17 protein-coding genes are annotated in these 23,317 nt (G+C 38.0%); 13 read left to right on the top strand and 4 right to left on the bottom strand.

What is annotated here, in order from left to right; genetic code table 11:
• The first annotated feature begins 157 nt into the window (after positions 1–157).
• The 11 genes from ppk1 to JML65_RS07535 all read left to right on the top strand — a co-directional run bounded on the left by ppk1 (position 158) and on the right by JML65_RS07535 (position 14,838).
• Positions 158–2,230, top strand: coding sequence for a polyphosphate kinase 1 (gene ppk1, locus JML65_RS07585; protein ID WP_047492083.1), 2,073 nt, complete (start codon positions 158–160; stop codon positions 2,228–2,230).
• A complete protein-coding gene (locus JML65_RS07580; protein WP_047492080.1) occupies positions 2,227–3,111 on the top strand; it encodes an exopolyphosphatase in 885 nt (294 codons plus the stop codon). The genes ppk1 and JML65_RS07580 overlap by 4 nt, the downstream gene beginning before the upstream one ends.
• A gap of 368 nt (positions 3,112–3,479) precedes the next feature.
• Positions 3,480–4,133: an NAD-dependent epimerase/dehydratase family protein gene (locus tag JML65_RS07575; RefSeq protein WP_047492077.1), complete on the top strand. Its 654-nt coding sequence runs from the start codon at positions 3,480–3,482 to the stop codon at positions 4,131–4,133.
• Positions 4,130–4,282 carry a hypothetical protein gene (locus tag JML65_RS07570; RefSeq protein WP_156126086.1) on the top strand — a complete coding sequence of 51 codons (153 nt, stop codon included), beginning with the start codon at positions 4,130–4,132 and terminating at the stop codon, positions 4,280–4,282. The genes JML65_RS07575 and JML65_RS07570 overlap by 4 nt, the downstream gene beginning before the upstream one ends.
• Before the next feature lie 133 nt (positions 4,283–4,415).
• Complete coding sequence (locus JML65_RS07565) at positions 4,416–7,454, top strand: choice-of-anchor I family protein (RefSeq protein ID WP_202270426.1); 3,039 nt, start codon at positions 4,416–4,418, stop codon at positions 7,452–7,454.
• Positions 7,455–7,696: 242 nt separating this feature from the next.
• The gene (locus tag JML65_RS07560) at positions 7,697–8,086 is read left to right on the top strand and encodes a DUF3060 domain-containing protein (protein ID WP_202270425.1); all 390 of its coding nucleotides are present in this window, start codon (positions 7,697–7,699) and stop codon (positions 8,084–8,086) included.
• 183 nt (positions 8,087–8,269) lie between these two features.
• Positions 8,270–8,677 carry an HYC_CC_PP family protein gene (locus tag JML65_RS07555; protein WP_123863317.1) on the top strand — a complete coding sequence of 136 codons (408 nt, stop codon included), beginning with the start codon at positions 8,270–8,272 and terminating at the stop codon, positions 8,675–8,677.
• A 70-nt stretch (positions 8,678–8,747) separates the two neighbouring features.
• Positions 8,748–10,136 carry a TolC family protein gene (locus JML65_RS07550; protein ID WP_202270424.1) on the top strand — a complete coding sequence of 463 codons (1,389 nt, stop codon included), beginning with the start codon at positions 8,748–8,750 and terminating at the stop codon, positions 10,134–10,136.
• A 14-nt stretch (positions 10,137–10,150) separates the two neighbouring features.
• Positions 10,151–13,303: an efflux RND transporter permease subunit gene (locus tag JML65_RS07545; protein ID WP_202270423.1), complete on the top strand. Its 3,153-nt coding sequence runs from the start codon at positions 10,151–10,153 to the stop codon at positions 13,301–13,303.
• Between the two features lie 12 nt (positions 13,304–13,315).
• On the top strand, positions 13,316–14,401 hold the full coding sequence (locus JML65_RS07540) for an efflux RND transporter periplasmic adaptor subunit (protein ID WP_202270422.1): 1,086 nt from the start codon (positions 13,316–13,318) through the stop codon (positions 14,399–14,401).
• Between the two features lie 8 nt (positions 14,402–14,409).
• Positions 14,410–14,838 carry a hypothetical protein gene (locus JML65_RS07535; protein ID WP_202270421.1) on the top strand — a complete coding sequence of 143 codons (429 nt, stop codon included), beginning with the start codon at positions 14,410–14,412 and terminating at the stop codon, positions 14,836–14,838.
• 228 nt (positions 14,839–15,066) lie between these two features.
• On the opposite strand, the gene JML65_RS07530 is transcribed toward JML65_RS07535, so the two are convergent.
• Together JML65_RS07530 and JML65_RS07525 are read right to left on the bottom strand one after the other, a co-directional pair.
• Positions 15,067–15,315 carry a NifU family protein gene (locus tag JML65_RS07530; RefSeq protein ID WP_002977212.1) on the bottom strand — a complete coding sequence of 83 codons (249 nt, stop codon included), beginning with the start codon at positions 15,313–15,315 and terminating at the stop codon, positions 15,067–15,069.
• 48 nt (positions 15,316–15,363) lie between these two features.
• Entirely contained in the window at positions 15,364–16,470 is a 1,107-nt protein-coding gene (locus JML65_RS07525) for an Mrp/NBP35 family ATP-binding protein (RefSeq protein ID WP_047492057.1), read from the bottom strand.
• A 149-nt stretch (positions 16,471–16,619) separates the two neighbouring features.
• Here JML65_RS07525 and JML65_RS07520 point away from each other — a divergent pair, with 149 nt between their 5' ends.
• Positions 16,620–17,075 (top strand): hypothetical protein, encoded by a 456-nt coding sequence (locus JML65_RS07520; protein ID WP_047492054.1) that lies wholly within the window; start codon positions 16,620–16,622, stop codon positions 17,073–17,075.
• A gap of 133 nt (positions 17,076–17,208) precedes the next feature.
• Here JML65_RS07520 and JML65_RS07515 read toward each other — a convergent pair whose 3' ends face one another.
• The gene (locus tag JML65_RS07515; RefSeq protein ID WP_202270420.1) at positions 17,209–19,551 is read right to left on the bottom strand and encodes a TonB-dependent receptor domain-containing protein; all 2,343 of its coding nucleotides are present in this window, start codon (positions 19,549–19,551) and stop codon (positions 17,209–17,211) included.
• Between the two features lie 95 nt (positions 19,552–19,646).
• Between JML65_RS07515 and JML65_RS07510 the strand changes: the two genes are divergently transcribed.
• Positions 19,647–22,448, top strand: a complete 2,802-nt coding sequence (locus JML65_RS07510; protein ID WP_202270419.1) for a GH92 family glycosyl hydrolase — start codon at positions 19,647–19,649, stop codon at positions 22,446–22,448.
• 136 nt (positions 22,449–22,584) lie between these two features.
• Here the strand turns inward: JML65_RS07510 and JML65_RS07505 are convergent, their stop codons facing one another.
• Positions 22,585–23,307: a phytanoyl-CoA dioxygenase family protein gene (locus JML65_RS07505; protein ID WP_202270418.1), complete on the bottom strand. Its 723-nt coding sequence runs from the start codon at positions 23,305–23,307 to the stop codon at positions 22,585–22,587.
• Positions 23,308–23,317 lie beyond the last annotated feature (10 nt).

Here is a 23,317-nt window from a genome sequence, read left to right as displayed (position 1 = left end):
ATAAAAAACACACTGATTCACAATGATCTCCGGATAATTACTATCAACCCAGGAGCAATAATTCACTCTTCCTTAAAAATTAATCAAAGTTTAACCTTATAAATAGAGTCAGAAACTTTACGAATTATTATTTTTGATAAATTATATACATTTAAGAATGTCATTACACTTTAATCCGCGAGATATTACATGGCTTGCCTTCAATGAAAGAGTTTTACAGGAGGCTATGGACGAAAAAGTCCCTCTTCATTTGAGAATACGTTTCCTCGGCATTTTTTCCAATAATCTGGATGAATTTTTCAGAGTACGTGTTGCCGGATTAAAGCGTGCCATGGATTTTAAGGAAAAAGTGATTGCTGAATCTTTCTATCAGCCTCCTTCCAAAATTCTTCAGCACATTAACGACATTGTGATGAGACACCAGCTGAATTTTGATAAAACCTGGAAAAAAATCCAGGCAGAAATGGCTGACCATAAAGTTTTCATTAAGAATTCTAAAAATCTGACTGCCAAACAAAAGGAATTTGTCAGAAATTATTTTGATGAAGTGGTGGAATCTAATGTGATCCCTATCCTGCTTCATGAGAATACTCCCATGCCCTATCTAAGAGATAAAAGTCTTTATCTGGGTGTTGCCATGAGAAAAAAAGACTGGCAGTATTCCAGCAACTATGCCATTATTGAGATTCCTTCACGATTTGTCGGAAGATTTGTACTGCTTCCTACTGAAGATCCGGAAGAGAAAAATGTAATGCTGCTGGAAGATGTCATCACCTTCAACTTACCCCATATTTTCTCTTATTTCGGGTATGACGAATTTGCAGCCAATGCTTTTAAAGTAACAAAAGATGCTGAACTGGACCTTGATAATGACATCCGTACCAACTTCGCAGAAAAAATAGAAAAAGGACTCAAAAACAGGAGAAAAGGAAAACCTACCCGTTTTGTGTTTGATAAAGATATGGATAAGGCACTCCTGGAGCTCCTGATCAGAAAGCTTAACCTTACCAAAAAAGACAGTATTATTCCGGGAGGAAAAATCCATAACTTCAAACATTTCATGGACTTTCCCGATGTTTTTGAGACCTATGCAAGACCCGAGGAAAGAACTTCTTTCACCCATCAGGCTTTTGAACACGGTGAAAGGGTAACAGACGTCATTTTAAAAGAAGATATATTGCTTACTTTTCCTTACCATAAATATAATCCGGTCATCGATCTTCTTCGTGAAGCTGCTATGGACCCGGATGTAAAATCTATACAGATCACAGCCTACCGTATGGCAAGCAGCTCAAAGATCATCAATGCGTTGATCTATGCCGCAAGAAATGGCAAAGAAGTAACGGTCATGCTGGAGCTTCAGGCAAGATTTGATGAAGAATCCAATCTGAAATGGAAAGACATGCTGGAACCCGAAGGAATTACAGTACTGGTGGGACTTCCCAACAAAAAAGTGCATGCCAAACTTTGTGTGATCAAAAAAAGAGCCCATAACAAAACCATTCAGTATGGATTTGTAAGCACTGGAAATTTCAACGAAAAAACAGCCAGAATCTATGGAGATCATCTATTGCTGACAGCTGACCGTGGCATTATGGCAGACATCAATAAAGTCTTCAATGTCCTGAAAAAACCAAAAGATGATTATCTTCCGGTATTGAAAACCTGCAAAAATCTATTGGTTTGTCCACAATTTATGCGTGAAAAAATCATTCACCATATTGATAAAGAAATTGAAGAGGCTAAAGCCGGAAGAAAAACCGAAATTATTGTTAAAGCCAATTCTCTAAGTGACAGATCTTTAATTGAAAAACTTTATGAGGCCGCAAAAGCAGGAGTAATGACAAAGCTTATTGTAAGAGGAATCTACTGCGCAGTCAATCAAAAAGACTTTAAAGAAAAAATAAAAGCGATAAGTATCGTTGATGAATATCTGGAACATGCCAGAGTAATGTATTTTTACAATAAAGGCTCTGAGGACATCTACATCTCTTCTGCAGACTGGATGACCCGAAACCTCGATTACAGAATTGAGGCAGCAGCAAGAATTACAGATAAAAATCTAAAAAAAGAAATAAAAGATATTCTCGACATTCAGCTCAGAGACAATGTAAAAGCCCGGATTTTAGATAAGAAACTGAGCAACGAATATGTAAGAAATGACAAGAAAGAATGTCGCTCTCAAATAGAAACCTATAAATATTTAAAAGCTAAAACCAACAAAAAATGAAGATCGCAGCGATAGACATAGGAAGTAACGCAGCCAGACTTCTTATTAATGAAGTAAAAATAAATAATAGAAAACCTGAATTCATTAAACTCAACCTCTTAAGAATCCCTCTGAGGCTGGGAATGGATGTGTTCACCATTGGAAAAATAGGCAGCGAAAGAGAAAAAATGGTCATCGATTCCATGAAGATCTTTAGCGACCTCATGAAGATCTATAAAGTAGACCATTACAGGGCTTGTGCTACAAGTGCCATGCGTGATGCGGCAAACGGTGATGAAATCATCAGACAGGTGCAGGAGACATCCGGAATCAATATAGAAATTATCTCCGGAGATGAAGAGGCTACCCTGATCTATGAAAACCACGTAGCTGAAGGGCTCGACAAAGATTTTGCTTATTTATACATCGATGTAGGTGGAGGTTCTACAGAACTTACCTTCTACGAAAACGGTAAAATGCTCTACGAAAGATCCTTTAATATCGGAACCATCCGTCTGCTTAATGACCTTGTCACGGCAGACAACTGGAAAGAGATGAAAGAAGAGATCAAAAAAAATATTGTCAGTAAAAAACCTATTGTTGCTATAGGTTCTGGAGGAAATATCAACAAGATTTTCTCCATGAGCAAAACAAAAGAAGGCAAACCAATGTCTTTATCTCATCTTAAAAAGGTATATAAGGAATTTAATGAACTTTCAGTAGAAGAAAGGATGACAAACTATAGCCTGAGAGAAGACCGAGCAGATGTTTTAGTTCCTGCCTTACGCATTTTCAACAATGTAATGTCATGGTCCGATATCAACAGGATTTTCGTTCCTAAGATCTCTGTGGCAGATGGATTGATCCAGAATATTTACAGTCAGCTACACCATAAAGAATAATTTTTACAATATTATATTTGAAAACCGGGCCGTATTGGTCCGGTTTTTCTTTTTTTGAAGCTATTCCTGCTTTCCGCTGTATCTTTTTCTACAGCCACTTTTAAAAGCCATTCCGGAAAAAGGATATCGCTGCAATCAGGGCTATGAAATTCTCATTCATCATCTAAAATTTAAGTTTGGGCTAAAGCCCAATGAATTGTATTTATCTATGAAAGCGGACTAAAGTCCGCTCCTATTGAATTTTAATATCCAATATCTTTTATCTTTTATCTTTTATCTTTTATCTTTTATCTTTTAAACAAAAAAAATCCCTAACTTTAAAGTAAACCCGATCCCTCATCCGTCATACAACTATCAATAGCAAAACAATGAACCCAATCAAAATAATTCTTACAGGAGCTACCGGAATGGTAGGTGAAGGTGTTTTACTGGAATGCCTGGAAAACCCGAACGTTTCTGAAATACTGAGCATAAGCAGAAAACCTTCCGGAAAAAAGCATTCAAAACTAAAGGAATATCTTGTTTCTGACTTTTTGTCAATACATATCGATGATGAAAACCTGAAAGGCTATGATGCCTGTTTTTTCTGTGCCGGGATCAGCAGTGTCGGGATGAATGAGGAAGACTATACTAAAATTACTTACGATACCACTCTGCATTTGGCAAAAGCTGTTCTGAATCAGAATCCGGAAATGGTCTTCACCTATGTTTCAGGAGCTCAGACTGATAGCACGGAAAGTGGAAAGCTAATGTGGGCAAGAGTGAAGGGGAAAACAGAAAACGCTTTAAAAAAGATGAATTTCAAAAGCGCTTATAATTTTCGTCCTGGATTTATGAAACCCGTTGAAGGTCAATTGAATGTAAAATGGTTTTTCAAACCTTTTATTTGGTTTTTTCCTATTTTTTTACCGTCAAAATCATTATCTTTACACGAAGTGGGGAAAGCTATGATCAATGCTGTACAAAAAGGATACCCAACCTCCACTTTAGAGATTAGAGATATTAAAAATTTAGCGATATGAGAGACATGTTAAAAAGAATTGTTCTGGTTATTTTTGTACTCTTGCTCCTGACTGCAGTTTCAGGATTTTTTTACATGCAGCAACACCCTCTGGAAGGAAATAAATCCGGAACTATTCTCAATTTTTCCGGTAAGTCTGTCAGTAAGTAAATTCTATAATAGGTTATCCTCTATTGCATATTGGGTATGGTATGAACCTGTTTCTTAAACATTTCTTAAAATTCCATTAAAATAGTTAACAAACATAAAGTTCATTTTTGCATTTATCTAATAAAAGTAAAAAATGATCAACAACTACCTATTAAAAGGATCTGTCATTGCCGCATTCTTTTTTCAGAGCGGACTTTTCGGGCAAACCCTTATTCATTACTGGAATTTTAATAATAATGCTTCCACAGCTTCCATCACGACACCTACTTCTACACTTACTAATGGCTCACTGAATGTTTTAGCAGGTGGCAGCAGTATAATAGATTTTGCAAATGGTACAGGACAAAACTTCGATCCGGCTAATCTGAATGCCCGAAATGGAGATCCATCCGGAACCCATTTAAGATTTAATAATCCTATTGGGGGTGCATTACAATTCAACCTTCCTACAACAGGTTATAATAATGTGAATATAAAATTCACGACAAGAAGATCAGGTCAGGGAGCAGGAACACAGGCATGGTCTTATTCCACGGATGGAACCACCTTTATCCCCTACCAGACTGTAAATCCTCAGGATATCAACCCACAGCTCATTACCTTTGACTTTTCGGCTGTAGCAGGAGCTTCCAATAACCCGAATTTTAAATTAAAAGTTGAATTTTCTGCAACAGGTGGAGGAACAGGTGGAAACAATCGCTTTGATAATTTTACGGTAGATGCGACTTCCACAGGAAGTGCTGACACTACTCCCCCCACCGTCACTTATCTTCCTATAAACAACACAAATAATGCTTCAACAACTGTCAACCCTACTATTTCTTTTAATGAAAATGTAAGATGGGCAGACAATTCCGCGATTAACGATTCTAATGCACAAAATCTGGTAGAGTTTCATCTGGGAAACTCTACTGGTACACAAGTTCCCTTTACTACAGCCTTCAGCAACAACATCATTACCGTCATCCCAACTTCCGGCTTAGTGCCGGGGCAGACTTATTATGTAGCTCTTAAACCCAATACAATTGAAGATTTCAGCGATAATGGAGTCACAGCAGTTACATCCAGTACATTTACAACAGCAGGAACTACAATTTCATTAGATAAGAATTTCATTAAAGTCAATGAAAATATAGGAACCCTGGCCTTCAAAATTAACGTAGCCAATCCCTCAACGGCAACAGTTAATGTAGTGGTTAAACCTGCTCCATTCAGTACAGCAGACAGTAATGATTTTAGTTTAGCTAACCAGACCATTACTATTACGCCTTCCACAACAAGTTATACTGTCAATATTCCTATTATTGATGATGCAACGGAAGAGCAGCACGCAGAATATTTTGTGGTAAGCCTTGAAAACCCAACCGGAGCAACCATTTCGGGAGATAATTCTGCAACAGTTTATATTATAGACAATGATAAACCGGCCCCTGTTCCATCCAATCAGATCCAGCTGAATTATATCGGAAGTTTTGATCCTTCAGGAAATAATAACAGTTCCACAGAAATTGTAGTTCACGATCCTTCTACACAGCGTTTATTTACAATCAGCTCCATTACCGATGTATTTGATATTATTGATTTCAGTAATCCTAACATTCCATCAGTTATCAAAACAGTCAATATGGCTCCTTACGGCGGAATTACAAGTATCGCTGTGAAAAACGGAATCATAGCGGCAGCATCTCCAAACACCAATCCTCAACAGAACGGTTCTGTAGTATTTTTCGATATTAACGGAAACTTTCTGAAACAGGTTACCGTAGGAGCTTTACCCGATATGATTACCTTCACTCCTGACGGTACAAAAGTGATTACAGCCAATGAAGGAGAGCCAAACGATGCTTATACGGTAGACCCTGAAGGTACTGTCAGCATCATTGATATATCAGGAGGAATTGGTAACCTTACCCAAACTCATGTAGCTACTCTTAATTTTAACAGTTTTGATTCTCAGGTTTCAGCCTTAACAGCAACCGGATTAAGAAAAGTAAGAACCAACAATACCCTTTCTCAGGATTTAGAACCTGAATATGTCACCGTAAGTGCAGACAGCCAAAAGGCCTGGGTAACACTTCAGGAAAACAATGCTATTGCAGAAGTTGACCTTACCACCAAATCTATTACAGGGATTTGGGGATTAGGTAAAAAGGACATGAGCCTACCGGGGAATGGCTTTGATGCCTCTGATAACAATGGAGAGGTATTAATTGCCAACTGGCCTGTAAAAGCTTATTACACTCCTGATGCTGTACAGAACTATAAAGTAGGAAATACCCATTATATTGTAACAGCCAATGAAGGGGATGAGAAAGACCTTTCAGGATACAGCGAAAGAACCACTGTAGGTGCTAATAATTACACTTTAGATCCAACTGCTTTTCCTCAGTCAGCCATACTAAAAGCTTCTCATAATTTAGGGAGATTCAGAGTTTCATCGGCTACAGGGAATGCAGACGGAGATACAGATTTTGAGGAAATAGCAGCATTAGGAGCACGCTCATTCTCCATTTTCAATGCAGATACAAAACAAAGAGTCTATGACAGTGGAGACCAGTTTGAAAGATACATTGCAACCTATTATCCAATGCTTTTCAATGTGGATAATGAATCCAATGCCATTAAAAACAGAAGCCGTGCAAAAGGTCCGGAGCCGGAAGGAGTTACCTTAGGGACAATCAACGGGCAAACCTTCGCTTTCATTACCTTGGAAAGAACAGGAGGAGTAATGGTTTACAATATTACAGATCCTAACAATCCTACTTTTACAGATTATAAACATTCCCGTTCTACTTCTGCCTATGGTGGTGATAACGGGCCTGAGGGTATTATTTATATCGCTCCTGAAAATACGACATCCCACAAAGGGTATGTCATTGTAGCCAATGAGATCAGTGGTACCTTATCGATCTATGAGGTAGCCCAGGCTCCAACCCTGGGAACGGGCGAAATACAACCTGAAACTGCAACATTCAATGTATTCCCTAATCCTGTAAATAAAGGAAATACCCTTTATTTTAACAGAAAACAGGATTATGAGCTGTATGATATGTCAGGAAAACTGATTGGAAAAGAAAAGAACGCTTTAACCATCAATACTTCCGGTCTTTCTACAGGAGTCTACCTTATGAAAACTTCTGAAGGACATCTTAAAAGAATTATTATCAAGTAATCTACATTTTACGATTTGATCGAAGCCTCTATTTTTAGAGGCTTTTTTGTTTATAATTTTAACTTAAAGAAGAGAGGTTTAAAACCTTGACAAGGATATCCAAGGATGTCGCCTAGGAATCTTCCCTTGACTTTTGAGACAGATTCTCTTCACATCCAAAAAAAGCAATCATTTAACTTTTGATTAACAATGAGAAAATTATTTTGTACTTATATTTACCTCCAACAAAAACCAAATTCAATATGAAAAGTATTAAAACAGCAGGTATTTTAGCTATCCTGTTACTAGGAAGAGGTACTGCATTTTCTCAATCCAGAAAAACAGAATCCATGAAAGGGGTAGAACAGTCTAATGGTAAAACAATACAGGTAGATGGCGTTGGACATACTCTAAATTATACCCTTAATGGTGGAAATGTAGAGGTTTCTGGTGGTGATAATACAGTAACAGTTAAAGGAAGCGCAAGAAAGGTTTCTGTTTCAGGAACCGGTAACAAGATATACATTGATAAAGTGGATAACGTTGCCATAGAAGGTGGCAACAATACAGTATACTACAGAACTTCCGGAACAAAATCAGGAAAGCCTAATGCCTCTCTTACAGGAGTGGGAAATAAGGTTGTGAAACAATAAATAATCGAACGGTATCACTATAACTAAACAATTAATTAAGACTCAGAGATATCTTTGGGTCTTTTTTAATGGTTAAAAACAATGATTATCCATAGAAATGAGACCTATTTCCCATAAAGTATAAACTTTTTCCATAATTCTATAATATCATCAACGCTAATCAGGCTAATTTTATCACGCGAAATGAAAAGCGTCTTTCACATATTATTTCTCTTTCTTTATATGGTGGTATCTTCAGGGTTTACTACCAGCAAACATGTATGCAAAGGAAATTCAAGTGAAATCCATGTAGGACTGAAAAAGCTTTCTGATCTGGACTGCCCGAAATGCAGTGCCAATAAACAAAAAAATCATAGTGGATGCTGTAAGCTGGAAGTTAAAAAAATCTGTAAAGAAGACAACCTGCCACATTCTTACAAAAACTCTCCGGTTAAATTTTTATCAGCATCCATTCCTTATTATAACTTAGGGACAGTATTTGACAGTGCACCTGCTGCTGATCCTGAGAATCATACTTCTTATTTTGATCCTTCAAAATACCATCTCAACTACCCTTCCCTTTTCATCCTTCATTGCGTTTACAGAATTTAGAATACTGTTGAATCATACTATGATCCCAATAGGGACAACTATTTTTCAATTTTAATTCTAAATATACCATATGAATTTATCATTCAGAGCACTCATCTTATGGCTGGGCTGCCCTGCCCTGTCCTTTGCTCAATTAACGAGCTTAGAAGACGTATTACTTAGGGCCGAAAAAAATTACCAGTCCATCAAAAAAAAGGAAATCAATATACAGGCCTCTCAGGAAAGGCTTCAGCTTCAAAAAACCTACTACCTTCCGGAAGTTACGTTAATGGCTCAACAGAGTTTTGGGACTATTAACGCACAAAACGGACCTATGTACAGCCAGGGGGGACTTGGCACAGCCGCTACATCAATGCCGCTGGCAGAACAGAACTGGAATGCTGCATTTGGAAGCTTATATCTTACTAATGTCAACTGGAATATCTACACGTTTGGAAAGCTTGCCTCCAAAGAAAATATAGAAATCGCCGATACAGAAGTTCATCAAGCAGATTTGCACCAGGAAATTTTCCAACACCAGATCAAAACAGCCGCCGCTTATTTCAATCTTCTTGTCAGCCAACGCCTTGAAAAGGTTCAGCACGAAAATCATACCCGTTCAGAAGTCATTTATACCATCGCGAAAGCAAGAGCAGAAAGTGGATTAATTCCGGAAGTAGATGCCTCACTCGCCAAAGCGGAAATGTCCAGTGCCCAGACAGCAACGATCAATGCTAATGATCACGTACTGGACTACAACAAAAAACTAGCTGATTTGCTGGTGGAAGACTTTACAGATTATCAGCTGGATCATTATTTCAGTAGCAATACCCCATCTCTGACTCAGGAAACTGCATCATCTTCTGAAATGCATCCAAGCATGCTTTTTATTGCTCAGAAAATGAATAAAAGCAGGAAACAGGAAGACCATTTACACACATTGAAACTTCCGTCACTCTCACTTTTTGGAGTATTTCAGGGTCGTGGATCAGGTTTTGGATGGAATTATGTTCAGGATAATGCTGCTTTTTCATCGTCTTACCTAAAAGGAATCGGAGTAGACAGAATGAATTACATTGTTGGCTTAAACCTCAGCTGGAACCTTACGGACTTCTACAGAACCAGCTTCAAAGTCCATGAACAGAAACTGATCACAAAAGCATTGGATTTTGATTATCAGCAACTACAACAGGAGTTATCTAACCAGCAGAGCCTTTCTGAATCAAAGTATAAAAATGCACTTATAAAAGTAAAAGAGTCCCGAATACAGATGCAGGCTGCCACAGACGCTTTTCAACAACAAAAAGCTTTATATGAAAATGGCTTGACAACCATTGTAGACTTCACCCAGGCTCTCTATCTTTTGAACCGTGCTGAGATCAATTATGAAATTGCACAAAATAATTCCTGGCAGGCAGTAATCCTTATTGCGGCTTCAAAAGGTGACATCTCGATCATTACAAAAGCAATTACCCACTAACCAAAAATTTAAACATGAATCTTATAAAGTTTGCATTACGCAGACCGATATCTGTAATGGTATTGGTATTGGGTCTGCTGTTTTTTGGAATAAAAGCCGCTAAAGACGTTAAAGTGGATATCCTCCCGGAAATGAATCTTCCCGTTGTATATGTAGCCCATTCTTTTAATGGATATACCCCACAGCAGATGGAAGGATACTTCACAAAAATGTATGTGAATATGCTCTTATTTACCAACGGAATCAAGAGTATTGAATCTAAAAACACTCAGGGGCTCACCTTAATGAAAGTCAATTTTTATGAAGGAACAAATATGGGGGAAGCCATTGCACAGATTAATGCGCTTTCCACCCGTTCTCAGGTATTTTTACCTCCCGGAGCTCCACCACCGTTTATTATCCGGTTCGACTCCTCTTCACAACCTGTAGGACAGCTGGTTTTCCGAAGCAATACAAAAACCAATAATGAACTTCAGGATATTGCCAATTTCAATGCACGTCCTTTTTTAATTGCTATTCCCGGGCTTACTACTGCTCCGCCATTCGGAGGAAGTCCGCGTACCATAGAGGTTAATGTAGATCCCGTTAAACTCCGGGCGCACCATATGTCTCCGGAACAGGTAGTGGAAGCCATAAGCCGAAATAATATCACTTCACCTTCGGGAAATGTGTATATAGGAGAAACCAATTATCTTACCCCCACCAACAATACTGTAAAAAAGGTTGAAGAACTTGGAGACATTCCTCTTTTCAAGGGGACAGCAGATAATGTGTATATCCGGGATGTAGCTACCGTAAAAGACGGGGCGGATATCGCAACAGGATATGCTTTGATAGACGGGAAAAGATCCGTTTATATTAATATCGCCAAAGCTAGTAATGCTTCTACTCTGGAAGTGGTCAATACGCTGAAAAAATCCCTGCCTAAAATACAACGGAATATGCCCGATGATGTCAATATTTCCTATGAATTTGATCAGTCCGTTTATATTTCAAATGCTTTAAAAAGTTTAGTTATAGAAGGTATTTTAGGAGCTTTACTAACCGGGCTTATGGTGATGTTATTTTTAAATGACCGCCGTGCTGCGCTAATTGTTGTTCTGACTATTCCGATATCCATTATTTCGGGAGTATTATTTCTGAAATTATTCGGACAGTCTATTAATATCATGTCTTTATCAGGCCTTGCTTTAGCCATCGGAATCCTGGTTGATGAAAGTACGGTGACCATTGAAAATATCCATCAGCATTTTGCAATGGGTAAAACCCGGGCACGGGCAATATGGGATGCTTGTCAGGAGATTGCCTTTCCGAAGCTTTTAATCATGCTTTGTATTCTTGCCGTTTTTGCTCCGGCCTTTATGATGAGTGGTATTCCGGGATCATTATTTATGCCACTGGCGATGGCTATTGGTTTTTCAATGATTGTTTCTTTCATCTTATCCCAAACTTTTGTTCCGGTAATGGCCAATTGGATGATGAAACACGATCCACAAGTCTGTGAGAATCATAAACCCAATTGGTTTACCCGTTTCCGGGACCGTTTTGCCAGATTTTTATCTTCACTGATGAAACGAAGAAGGATCATAGTAAGTCTAAGTCTTGCGGTTATTTTGTGTATCGGAATCGGACTTTATCAGGGTACAGGAAAAGATGTCCTTCCGACAGCCAACTCACACCAGTTTCAGGTTCGTATAAAAGCGGCTGAAGGAACCCGTATTGAAGTGACTGAAATCAAAGTGAAAAAATTTCTGGAACATCTGAAAAATAAAGTAGGAAAAGACAATATTGCTATTTCTTCCGTATTTATCGGGCAGCATCCTTCTACATTTGCGGTGAGCCCTATCTATCTGTATAATGCCGGCCCACATGAAGCATTGATGCAGGTTGCCCTAAAAGAATTCAACGGAAATTCAGACGAGTTCAAAGATGAGCTACGAAAATATTACAAGGAAAAAATGCCGGATCTTCAGCTCTCTTTTGAGCCTATAGAACTGACAGAAAAAATTCTGAGCCAGGGAACCAATAATCCTGTAGAAATAAGGATTTCCGGAATGATGAAAAAAATGAACCGTATGTATGCCGAAAAACTTTTAGCAAAACTGAAAGATATAGACTACATGCGTGATCAGCAAATTCCTCAATCGATGAATTACCCTGCTTTACAGATTAATATAGACAGAACGAGAGCTGCTCAATTAGGACTGGATGCCCAGGATATTGCAAAATCACTGGTAACAGCCACAGCTTCCACCCGCTATACCAATAAAAACTTCTGGGTAGGAGGAATGATGGGGATTGCCTATGATGTACAGGTTCAGACTCCCCAGAATATTCTGAACAGCAAAGAAGAGCTGGCCAGCCTTCCACTGTCAAAAAATTCTGACAGACCTGTTCTCGGAGATGTAGCCACCATTACCCCCACAAAAGAATTAGGCGAAAGCTACAATTTGGGAACGATGGGCTACACTACCGTGACAGCCAATATCCACAAAACAGATCTGGAGCAGGCTTCCAAAGATGTGAAAAAAGCAATTGAATCTCTCGGTGATCTTCCAAAAGGAGTTAATATTGAAGTGGCGGGAATGTCTCCGGTATTGCATGAAACATTGGATAGCCTTTCTTCGGGATTGCTTATTGCTGCTGCAGTTATTTTTCTGATGCTTGCTGCTACCTTCCAGTCTTTCCGAGTCTCTCTGGTAATTCTGACAACCGTTCCATTTGTAATTGTCGGTTCATTGGCATTACTGAAACTTACAGGCTCTACTTTAAATCTGCAGTCATATATGGGACTCATTATGTCTGTAGGAGTATCCATTGCCAATGCTGTTTTATTAATCAGTAATGCTGAAACAATCAGGAAATCAACAGGAAATGCTTTAGAAGCAGGTATTGAAGCTGCCAGATTGCGTATCCGTCCTATCATTATGACCACACTAGCTATGGTTGCCGGAATGCTTCCTATGGCTATCGGTTTTGGAGAAGGTGGTGATCAGGTATCACCACTAGGTCGGGCTGTCATCGGAGGACTTATTTTTTCTACGTTCTCTGTTCTGGTTATCCTTCCTCTTGTTTTCGGATGGATGCAAAAAAATACCAGCATTATTTCTCCTTCGTTAGATCCTGAAGACAAAGAAAGTATCCATTATTCTAATCCCAATCCATAATTTTTATATCCAATGAAAAACATTTTATATACCGCCATTACTTTAAGTCTTATCGTTATTCCGGCTTCCTGCAAAGATCAAACGGAAACTGAGCCAAAGCAGGAAACAAAATCTATGATGATGCCTGCCATGGAAACTGTGGAGATAAAAAAAAGTAATCCAAAAGTTGATCTTACACTTCCCGGTGAGCTTGTTCCGGATCAGGAAACTGCTTTATTTGCCAAAATACAGAGCTATGTCAAGAAAATTAATGTGGACATCGGTTCTTATGTAAATGCAGGACAAATCCTTATGATTCTGGAAGCACCGGAAATACAGTCTCAGGCAGCCAATGCAAAAGCTAAATGGCAGGCCCAGGAGGCCATATATACTGCCACAAAATCCAATTATGACAGAACGTACAGGGCCAATGAAACCAAAGGAGCAATTGCCAAAGATGCCCTGGATCAGATCACTGCGCGCAAACTTTCTGATGAAGCACAGCTTAATGCAGCAAGGTCGGCATACCGTGAAATTCAGGATATCAACCAATATCTGGTTATCCGTGCTCCTTTCAGCGGAGTCATTACAGAAAGAAATGTAGACGTGGGAGCCTATGTTGGCCCTATGGGAGGAGCTCCACTGATGGTGATACAGAACACCTCGAAATTACGTCTCAGTTTATCCGTTCCCGAAGCTAATGTTCCTTACTTGAATCTGGGAGATACCATTTCATTCAGAATCAATGCTCTTCCGGAAAAAAGTTTTAAAGCCAGGATATCAAGAAAATCAGGCTCTTTAGATATGAAGCTTCGTTCTGAGAAAATAGAAGCTGATTTCATTAATCATTCCAGAGAGCTGAAACCTTTTATGATTGCAGAGTCAAGGATCCCTTTACAAAATAATGAAGCTACATTCTTCATCCCAAGGTCAGCTCTGGTAGAAAGCAATATGGGAATTTATATCATCAGAAAAGAGGCTGGGAAAGCTCAGTTCATCCCTGTAAAAAAGGGAAGGATTCTAAATGACACCATCGAAGTGTTCGGTGATCTGTCTGAAGGTGATCAAATTATTAAGAAAGGAAGTGAAGAAATTTTAGAAGGAAGTATAATTAAATAATATCAATAATGACAACAATTATCAGAAACCCACTCATCATTATTTTCTGTGCTGTTACCTGGTCTGCATGCAGCAATGAAAAACCTAAAAAGAACAGTCAGGAAGCTTCTACAATACAAAAAATGCAGCCTGTAGCTTCAGGAAGATATGCAAAAGGGGACAAAGTTCCTAATGAAACCGTTTGTATGGTGAACAATGCCTATATGGGTAAAAAACAAATAGAAGTTCCCCACGACGGAAAAATATATTACGGCTGCTGTGAGATGTGTGTAGAACGTATTCCCAAGGACAAAACTGTAAGAGAAGCTGTAGATCCGTATACCGGCAAAACAGTAGATAAAGCCAATGCCTATATTGTGATGATAAGTGATGAAGGTGAGGTGGCTTATTTTGAAAATGAGGAAAACTATAAAAAGTTTTTAACTCAGCATTCATAGTTTATATTTTTCTACTATTGTTTTAATGGCCTGGCAATGGATAATTGCCAGGTTTTTTTATTCCTGTAGGGCATACCTACATCCCGGTATAATATCTTTACCAGACCCAAACCTCACAGATTTTAGAAACCTGTGAGGTTTATTGGTAGCTAATGATAAATAAAAAAGAAAACAAAAAAGACAGACCTTTAAAAAAGATCTGTCTTAAAAATATCTCCGATGTAGTTTTTACTCTACGTTGATTACTTTTTCAATTTCCGGGGCATGTTGTTTAATGGTATTTTCAACACCTAATTTAAGGGTTGAAAAGTTCAATGAACATCCGGAACAGTTACCTAAAAGTTTCACAAAAACCTGGTTATCTTTCACATCAATAAGCTCAATATCACCTCCGTCCTTATTCAGAAACGGTCTGATGCTTTCCAGAGCTTCCATTACTCTTGTTACTGTATCTTCGTGCGTTATATTTGTTTCCATATTTTTTCAGTTCAATTCGGTTTTTTCAAATTTGATTGAAAGTTATTATTATTTTGCTTTTGGTGAGCACCCTGCCATTGTTGAGATCTTTACAGCTTCAGTAGGAGGAATATTCTTATTTCTTTCTACTAAGCTTTCAACCATCTTTCTTGCTGTTTCTGTATAGATTTCTTCAATTTTAGAACCTTCCTGAAGGGCTGCAGGTCTTCCTACATCTCCGGCTTCTCTGATACTTTGGATCAAAGGGATTTCTCCAAGCACCGGAATTCCAAGATCTTCAGCAAGGTACTGTGCTCCCTGGTTTCCAAAGATATAATATTTATTCTCAGGAAGTTCATCCGGTGTAAAATACGCCATATTTTCGATTAATCCAAGAACAGGAATATTAATACTTTCCATCTGGAACATTGCAATACCTTTTCTTACATCTGCCAATGCTACATGCTGAGGTGTACTTACAATTACAGCACCTGTAACAGGAACTTCCTGGATAATTGATAAGTGAATATCACCTGTTCCCGGAGGAAGATCTATTAATAAGAAATCCAATTCTCCCCACGCTGCATCTCTGATCATTTGATTCAATGCTTTTGAAGCCATTGGACCTCTCCATACCACAGCCTGATTAGCTCCTGAGAAATATCCTATAGAAAGCATTTTCACCCCATAATTTTCAATAGGTTTCATCATGCTTTTACCACCAACATCTACAGAAATGGGTTTTGCTCCTTCTGTATCGAACATGGTAGGTACTGATGGTCCATAAATATCGGCATCCAATAACCCAACTTTAAAGCCCATTTTAGCCAATGTTACTGCCATATTTGCAGAAACAGTAGACTTTCCTACTCCTCCTTTTCCGGAAGCAATAGCGATAATATTTTGAATCCCGGGAATCTGTTTTCCTTTGATCTGACTTTGCTGAATTTCACTAGGCTCCGGAGAAACGATTTTAAGTTTTAAATGAACATTTTCTCCAAACTCACTGGCAAAAGCCTGCTTCATTGCAGCCTCCAGCTTTTTCTTTTCATGCATTGCAGGCGAATGAGCGGTCATGTCAATATAAACATCTTCACCCATAATCTGAAAATTATTCACTAAATCGTCTACTTCTATTTCTTTAAGGAAATTTTGAACCTTTTCTTTCGTCAACATATAAATATAAATTGTTTACAAATTTACGGATTTTTTCGGTAATTTAGAATCAATAAAATCTATAATATCAGGTGATAAATCAGATGATTAAAAATGTTGTTTATTCTATTTTTTCATTCTGGCTTTTTCTCCGTCACACAAAATAATGTATGGAAAATACTGCTTACCCATCCAAATACGCTTCTCCCAAAGGAATTTTCAACGTTGGAAAGACCAGGTTCAAATGGTATGACCTTGCCGGAAATCTTTCCGAAATTTCTTCCCAAGACATCAAAAATGCCCAACTTGCAATAGAAAATGCAGGTGAAAATTTTCAGGATATCGATGATCTTGGCTTTGTTATCATGCATCGGTGTGGAGAAAACTATCTTCTTTTGGTCTGCACATGGCGAAGTGAAAATGAATTATGGGAAAGTGTATACTATGATGGTTCGGGAACATTTGAAATATGGGACAGAAATAAAACCCATCTCCCCACTTATTGTGTCTGGGAAATGGGAATTGTATATTATGAATCCCGGGCATGGAAAAAATACCTGGGAACAGAAAGAAGAGAGAATGATCAGGAGCTGTATCTTCAAGATTTCTTTGAGGGAGAAGTATAGATATTACTCCGGATTTTTTGAAAGCTATTTTTGCGAAACCCTATAGATTTGAATGCAAAGGAGTATCCTAATAACTTATAGTTTTCAGCAATTTAAAAGTCCAATAATAATGGCCTTTTTCTAACTTCCTTTCCTAATTCGCTCTGTTCTTCTCATCAAAATTCACATGACGGCTGGCTCCTTTTACCTTTTTATTTCCAAAAGTATAAGTGGCCGATACTGTTAGTCTTCTGGCATCGTAATAATTATTGTAAGAATGGGTTCCTGTCGTATAATAAATTTTACCAATACTTTTTCCCTGCTTAAAAATATCGGAAACCATTACATTCACCTGAAGGTTCCTTTCCATAAAGTTCAACTTAAGCCCTGACGTAAAAACTCCGGCAAAATCCATATACACATTTCCTGAATTTGAAGGTAAACGGAACCAGTAATTGAGAATCAGCTGAATTGTTTTGCTCTTAGTAAGTCCCAGAGTATTCTGAACATCGAAATCATAGCTGTTTCCTTTTCTGGAAGCGGCATCGGTTGCAAAAACATCCGTATTCATATAAGAATAATTGGCTGAATAATTCGCTTCCCACATTTTGAAAAAAGTATCTGAATAGTTGAGGGAAACTCCCATACTGTTCTGATTGTAATAGTTTTCAAAAGTACTGATCCTGTTTTCATTTTTCAGGTTCGCCAGCTGACCAAATGCGTCCAAAGTTCTCTGAAAATAAGCAGATGCTGACAGTTTTCCTTTGTAGACATAGGACAGTTCAAAATTGTGATTGATAGAAGGTTTCAGAAACGGATTCCCCGTAAAGTAAGAATTGATATTGATGTACCAGCGGTATGGATTGATCGCCCGGAATCCAGGCCTGTTGATCCTTTTGGAATAATTAAGATTGAAGGTATGATTTTCATTACTTTTATAGGTGACATAAGCCGTTGGAAAAAATTTCCCATAAGAATTCTCTGTCTGCTGTCCTGAGGTTAACGAATTTCCGTTAACAACAGCGTATTCATAGCGAAGCCCAGCTTTTGCCGACCATTTTTCATTGAAAGATTTTTCAAAGCTGATATAGGCGGCATAGTTTTTCTCATTATATTCAAACTGATTGCTTTTTAATGGATCTGTCACATAATTTCCATTGATCAGATTCTGATAGGATATATTGGAATTATTATCAAAATTAGTGAACTTCACACCTGTTTCGGTTTTTGCAAACTGATAAGGTAAGGTAAGATCGGCCTGCCCGGAATAGATTTTATAATCTACCGTTGAAGGAGATTTTACCACAAAGCGGTCTCCCAGGTTCTCCGTTGTTGTAAAATCAATGGTCGTTTCAGGAACATTGGAAAAATAATTTCCTGTAATGCTCAGCTTATGATCCTGTTTTCCGAATTTCAGATCATAATAGGCACTTGCCGTATGCTGCTTCCCTGTTGCTCTGTGTTCTGCATACGTAAGTAGTGTATTCGTATAGTTGTCATTCTGAAAATAGTTCGACGTATTTGTGATATTCATATTGGAATGCCCGAATCCATAATCATAGATAAAGCCTATATTAGACTTATTCCCCAACTGATAGTCAATACTTAGATTAGCACCCAACCCGTCACCGAAATCTTTTCTGTTGTCGTTACTTTTAAGACCATCTGCACCTTCTATCCAGTAATTTTCATATGAATGTTTGTCATATTTATTCTGTCTTAATTTCAATGAAGAACGGAGCTTTTCGTTCTGATAATTGACGGTTACACTATTGGATGTTCCTGTATACGTTTGCTGCTGAAGACTTGTCGTAAAACTTCCGCTCCATCCCAGGTTCTGATTCTTCTTCAACACAATATTGATCAGTCCGCTATTTCCCTGTGCTTCGTATTTGGCAGGCGGTGAGGTAATGACTTCTATTTTTTCGATATTTTCAGATCGCAGACTCTTAAGGTAGGTTACAAGCTCGGTGGGTGAAAAGTTCAGTATCCTGTCGTTTACCATTACCGCTACCCCATTTTTCCCAACAATGGAAACTCCTGTATTATCATCTATTTTAACCAATGGTGTTGTTGCAAGAGCATCTGCCCCATCCATTCCCTGTGAGGCAATGGAGTTAGCAACATTGAAAACCAATCGGTCTGCCTTTCTCTCAATCAGTTTTTTTCTGGCGGTAAGACTAACTCCTTCGATCTGCTGTTCTTTCTTTTTTTCAATAAAAAAATCCTGTTTCAGATCTCCACTTACCGTAATGTCCTTATTGAATACTTCCACTCCTTCCTGTATAAGTTGTATATGGTAATTTCCTTTCTCCAAAAGTTTCAGTGAATAATTTCCTTTTTCATCCGAAATAACAGTTTGTTTCTTCTCACCTTTTACAGCTACTACTTCAACGTAGGAAACCTCATGTCCGGTTTGTGTGATTTTTCCCGTTATACTTTGTGAAAAAGCAATTGCCGGAAGTAGGAGTATTCCTGACAAAAATATTCTCTTCATGAATTATGATCGTTTTTTATAGGACAAGCTATACTATTCTTTTATTACATCTGTTTTGCTGTTTTTCAATATATTCGCTATTATAAAATTAGAATATGAAAAAAGGGCTCATCACGTTTTCTTTATTTGTTACCCAGATTATTTCTGCTCAGAACTATTCACAATATGTCAATCCGTTTATAGGGACAGGAGGTCATGGTCACACTTTTCCGGGCGCTATAGTTCCTTTCGGAATGGTACAGCTTTCTCCGGATACCAGAATAGACGGAAGCTGGGACGGATGCAGCGGATATCATTATTCGGATTCGGTGATCTATGGGTTTTCCCATACTCACCTGAATGGAACCGGGGTTTCTGATTACGGAGATATTATGCTTATGCCTACGATGGGCAATCCAAGTCTGAATAGTAAAGACTATTCTTCAAAATTTTCACATAAAAACGAAAAAGCTACTGCCGGATTTTATACTGTAAAATTAGATAAAAACAACATCAACGTCCGCCTTACCACTACCAAAAGAGTTGGCTATCACGAGTATACTTTCAATAATGCCGGAAATGCTAATATTATTCTGGACCTCAACCATAGAGACAAATTGCTGGAAGGTGAAGTAAAAATCATTGATGATAAAACCATTGAAGTTTTCAGAAGAAGTGAAGCCTGGGCAACCAATCAGTATATCTACTCCAGAATTGAATTTTCTAAACCTATGAAAATCTCTAAGAAGGAAGTTAACGGAAAACAGGAGGCCAACCTTTATACCGGAACAAAACTGGCTTTGGCATTTTCTGCAGAGGTTAAAAAGGGAGAAAAAATCAATATAAAAGTTTCCATTTCCCCTACAGGCTATGAAGGGGCAGAAAAAAATATGCTGGCAGAAGGACAGACGAAGGATTTTGAAACAGTAAAAAAACAGGCTGAAACAGATTGGGATAAAGAGCTTTCAAAAATAGAGGTAAAGTCTGAGGATAAAAACAAACTCTCTGTTTTTTATACGGCATTGTACCATGTTTTTACACAGCCTAATATCAATATGGATACTGATGGAAAATACAGAGGCCGTGATAATAAGCTTTATACAGCCAAAGACTTCGATTATTATACCGTGTTTTCGCTTTGGGATACCTTCAGGGGAGCACATCCTCTGATGACTTTAATCGACAGAAAAAGAACCGCCGATTTTGTCAACACCTTTATCAAACAATATGAGCAGGGAGGAAAACTTCCTGTATGGGAGCTGGCTTCCAATGAAACAGAATGCATGATCGGTTATCATGCTGTTTCTGTAATTGCCGATGCTATGGCTAAAGGAATTCAGGGATTTGATTATGAAAAAGCTTTTCAGGCGTCAAAGAATTCTGCCATGCTGGATATTTTTGGGTTAAATGCCTACAAGCATAATAATTACATCAGCATAGATGATGAGTCTGAGAGTGTTTCCAAAACAGTAGAATATGCCTATGATGACTGGTGTATTGCTCAAATGGCTAAAATTTTAGGTAAGAAAGAAGATTATCAGTATTTCATGAAACGTTCTCAAAACTGGAAAAACCTCTATAATCCTACGAACGGATTTATGCAACCCAGAAAGAATGGAAAATGGTATGAACCTTTCGATCCGAGAGAGGTAAACAATAATTATACAGAAGGAAATTCATGGCATTATTCGTATTCCGTACAACAGGATATTCCCGGTCTTATTGCAGCTCATGGCGGAAAAGAGAAATTTGAAAAATTCATTGATGCCATCTTCGCTGCTCCGGATAAGACAACAGGCAGAGAACAGGTAGATATTACAGGGTTAATGGGGCAGTATGCGCAGGGAAATGAACCGAGTCATCATATTGCTTATCTCTACAATTTTGTAGATAAACCTGAAAAAACAGATGCTAAAATTAAATATATCCTTGATAATTTTTATAAAAATACACCGGACGGACTTATTGGAAATGAAGACTGCGGACAGATGAGTGCCTGGTATGTGCTAAGCTCGATGGGAATTTATTCTGTAACCCCGGGATTACCTGAATGGGCAACAACTACTCCTTATTTTGATGAGGTTAAAATTCATCTTGAAGACGGAACTACGAAAACCATTACCAAAAATACAGGTAAGGCAGAACTTAAAAAACTGGGATTTGAAAATGTAAAATCATTTAAAGATTTTAAGTATGATCAGATCACAGCTTCCCCTATAATTTCAGCTGACCGGATTTTTGACTTTTCTACAAAGGTTGAGATTACTCCATTACACCCCGGTGATAAAGTGTATTATATGACTATGGATGAAAGTGATGCCAATAAAAGAAAAACATTCATTCCTTACAAAGGACCTTTCTCTATCACAAAAACGACTCAGGTTCTCGCATATGCCGAAAAAAATGGTGAGAAAAGCTCTGCGACAGTAGCCAATTTTAACAGAAGACCGAATTATTGGGATATCCATATTCTTTCAAAAGCCACGCCTCAGTATACAGCTAATGGAAAACTGGCATTAATTGACGGAATCAGAGGAGATATCAACTGGCGAAAAGGGGAATGGCATGGATATCAGGGGCAGAATTTCGAAGCAATTATTGATTTCCAATCTCCTCAGCAGATCACAAAACTATCTTCCACCTATCTTCAGGACAGTAAAGCCTGGATCCTGATGCCCAAAAAAGTGGAATATTATGTTTCTATGAATGGTAAAGACTTTATTCTTTTGAAAACAATAGATAATACGATCGATCCTAAAGACGAAAAGGTTCAGATACAAGACTTTACAACGGAAATACTTCCTACCGAAGCCAGATATCTCAAAGTAAAAGCTTATTATTTCGGGAAGCTTCCGGAATGGCATCAGGGCGCCGGTGGAGATGCTTATATCTTTATTGATGAAATCTCTGCAAAATAAAACGAGAAAAAGAATTTCTATTGTTTTTCTGTTACGATCAGGAAAGTATTGAAGATCCTGACAGCGAAATACTATACTCTGATTAAAGCTAAAACAAACCCCTCTTCAGAATTTGAAGAGGGGTTTGTTTTTTATCTCAATACATTCTTTCAGACCATTGCAGGACCCCCGGAAGTTCCATGTCAGAAAATTCTATATGGATCACCCTTCTCTTTTTACCGTTGGTGGTCCTGTTGGAACCATGAAGGGTAAGAGGTTTCATAATCATGATTCCCCCTTTTTCCACATTGCATATTTCTTCAGTTTCCACCTTCCAATCGATAGTTTCAGGTCTGTAAATTCCTTTGGAGTGGGATTTTGGAACCACTTTTAAGGCTCCATTATTTTCATCCGTATCATCCAGATGAATTCTGATGGTATAAATATTCTCCAGTATAGGTAGCGGAGGCTGAACGGCAAACTGGTTTTGTTTTGTGGTCCAGGGGCCGAAATCGGGTACATCCAATTTTTTATCTACAGAAATAGTGAGATCCTGATGATAGGCTACATACCAGTTAGAGGTTTCTGGCTTATCAAAATAAATACTTTTTACCACAAAATATTTTTCTCCAAAAATTTCTTTAACCACTCTTTGAATATTTTCATTAAAGATGAGGTCTTTTATTTCCGGAAGTTCTTTTAAAAACTGTCTAATAGCAAACAGGTCTTCAGATTTCCTGAAATTTTCTTTTGAAGTATCTATATTTTCAAGAACACAGCTTATTTTATCAATTTCCTCAGGAGAAAAAATAGTGTTTATAACAGTAAAGCCATATTCAAGAATATGGCTTTTATATATTTCTAAGTTTTTTAAACTCATTGATAAATCT

It is taken from the genome of Chryseobacterium sp. KMC2, assembly GCF_016756935.1.
Classification (GTDB): Bacteria; Bacteroidota; Bacteroidia; order Flavobacteriales; family Weeksellaceae; genus Chryseobacterium; species Chryseobacterium rhizosphaerae.
The sequence above is the reverse complement of the archived record's forward strand: the minus strand, read 5'-3'. Positions and strand labels throughout refer to the sequence as shown.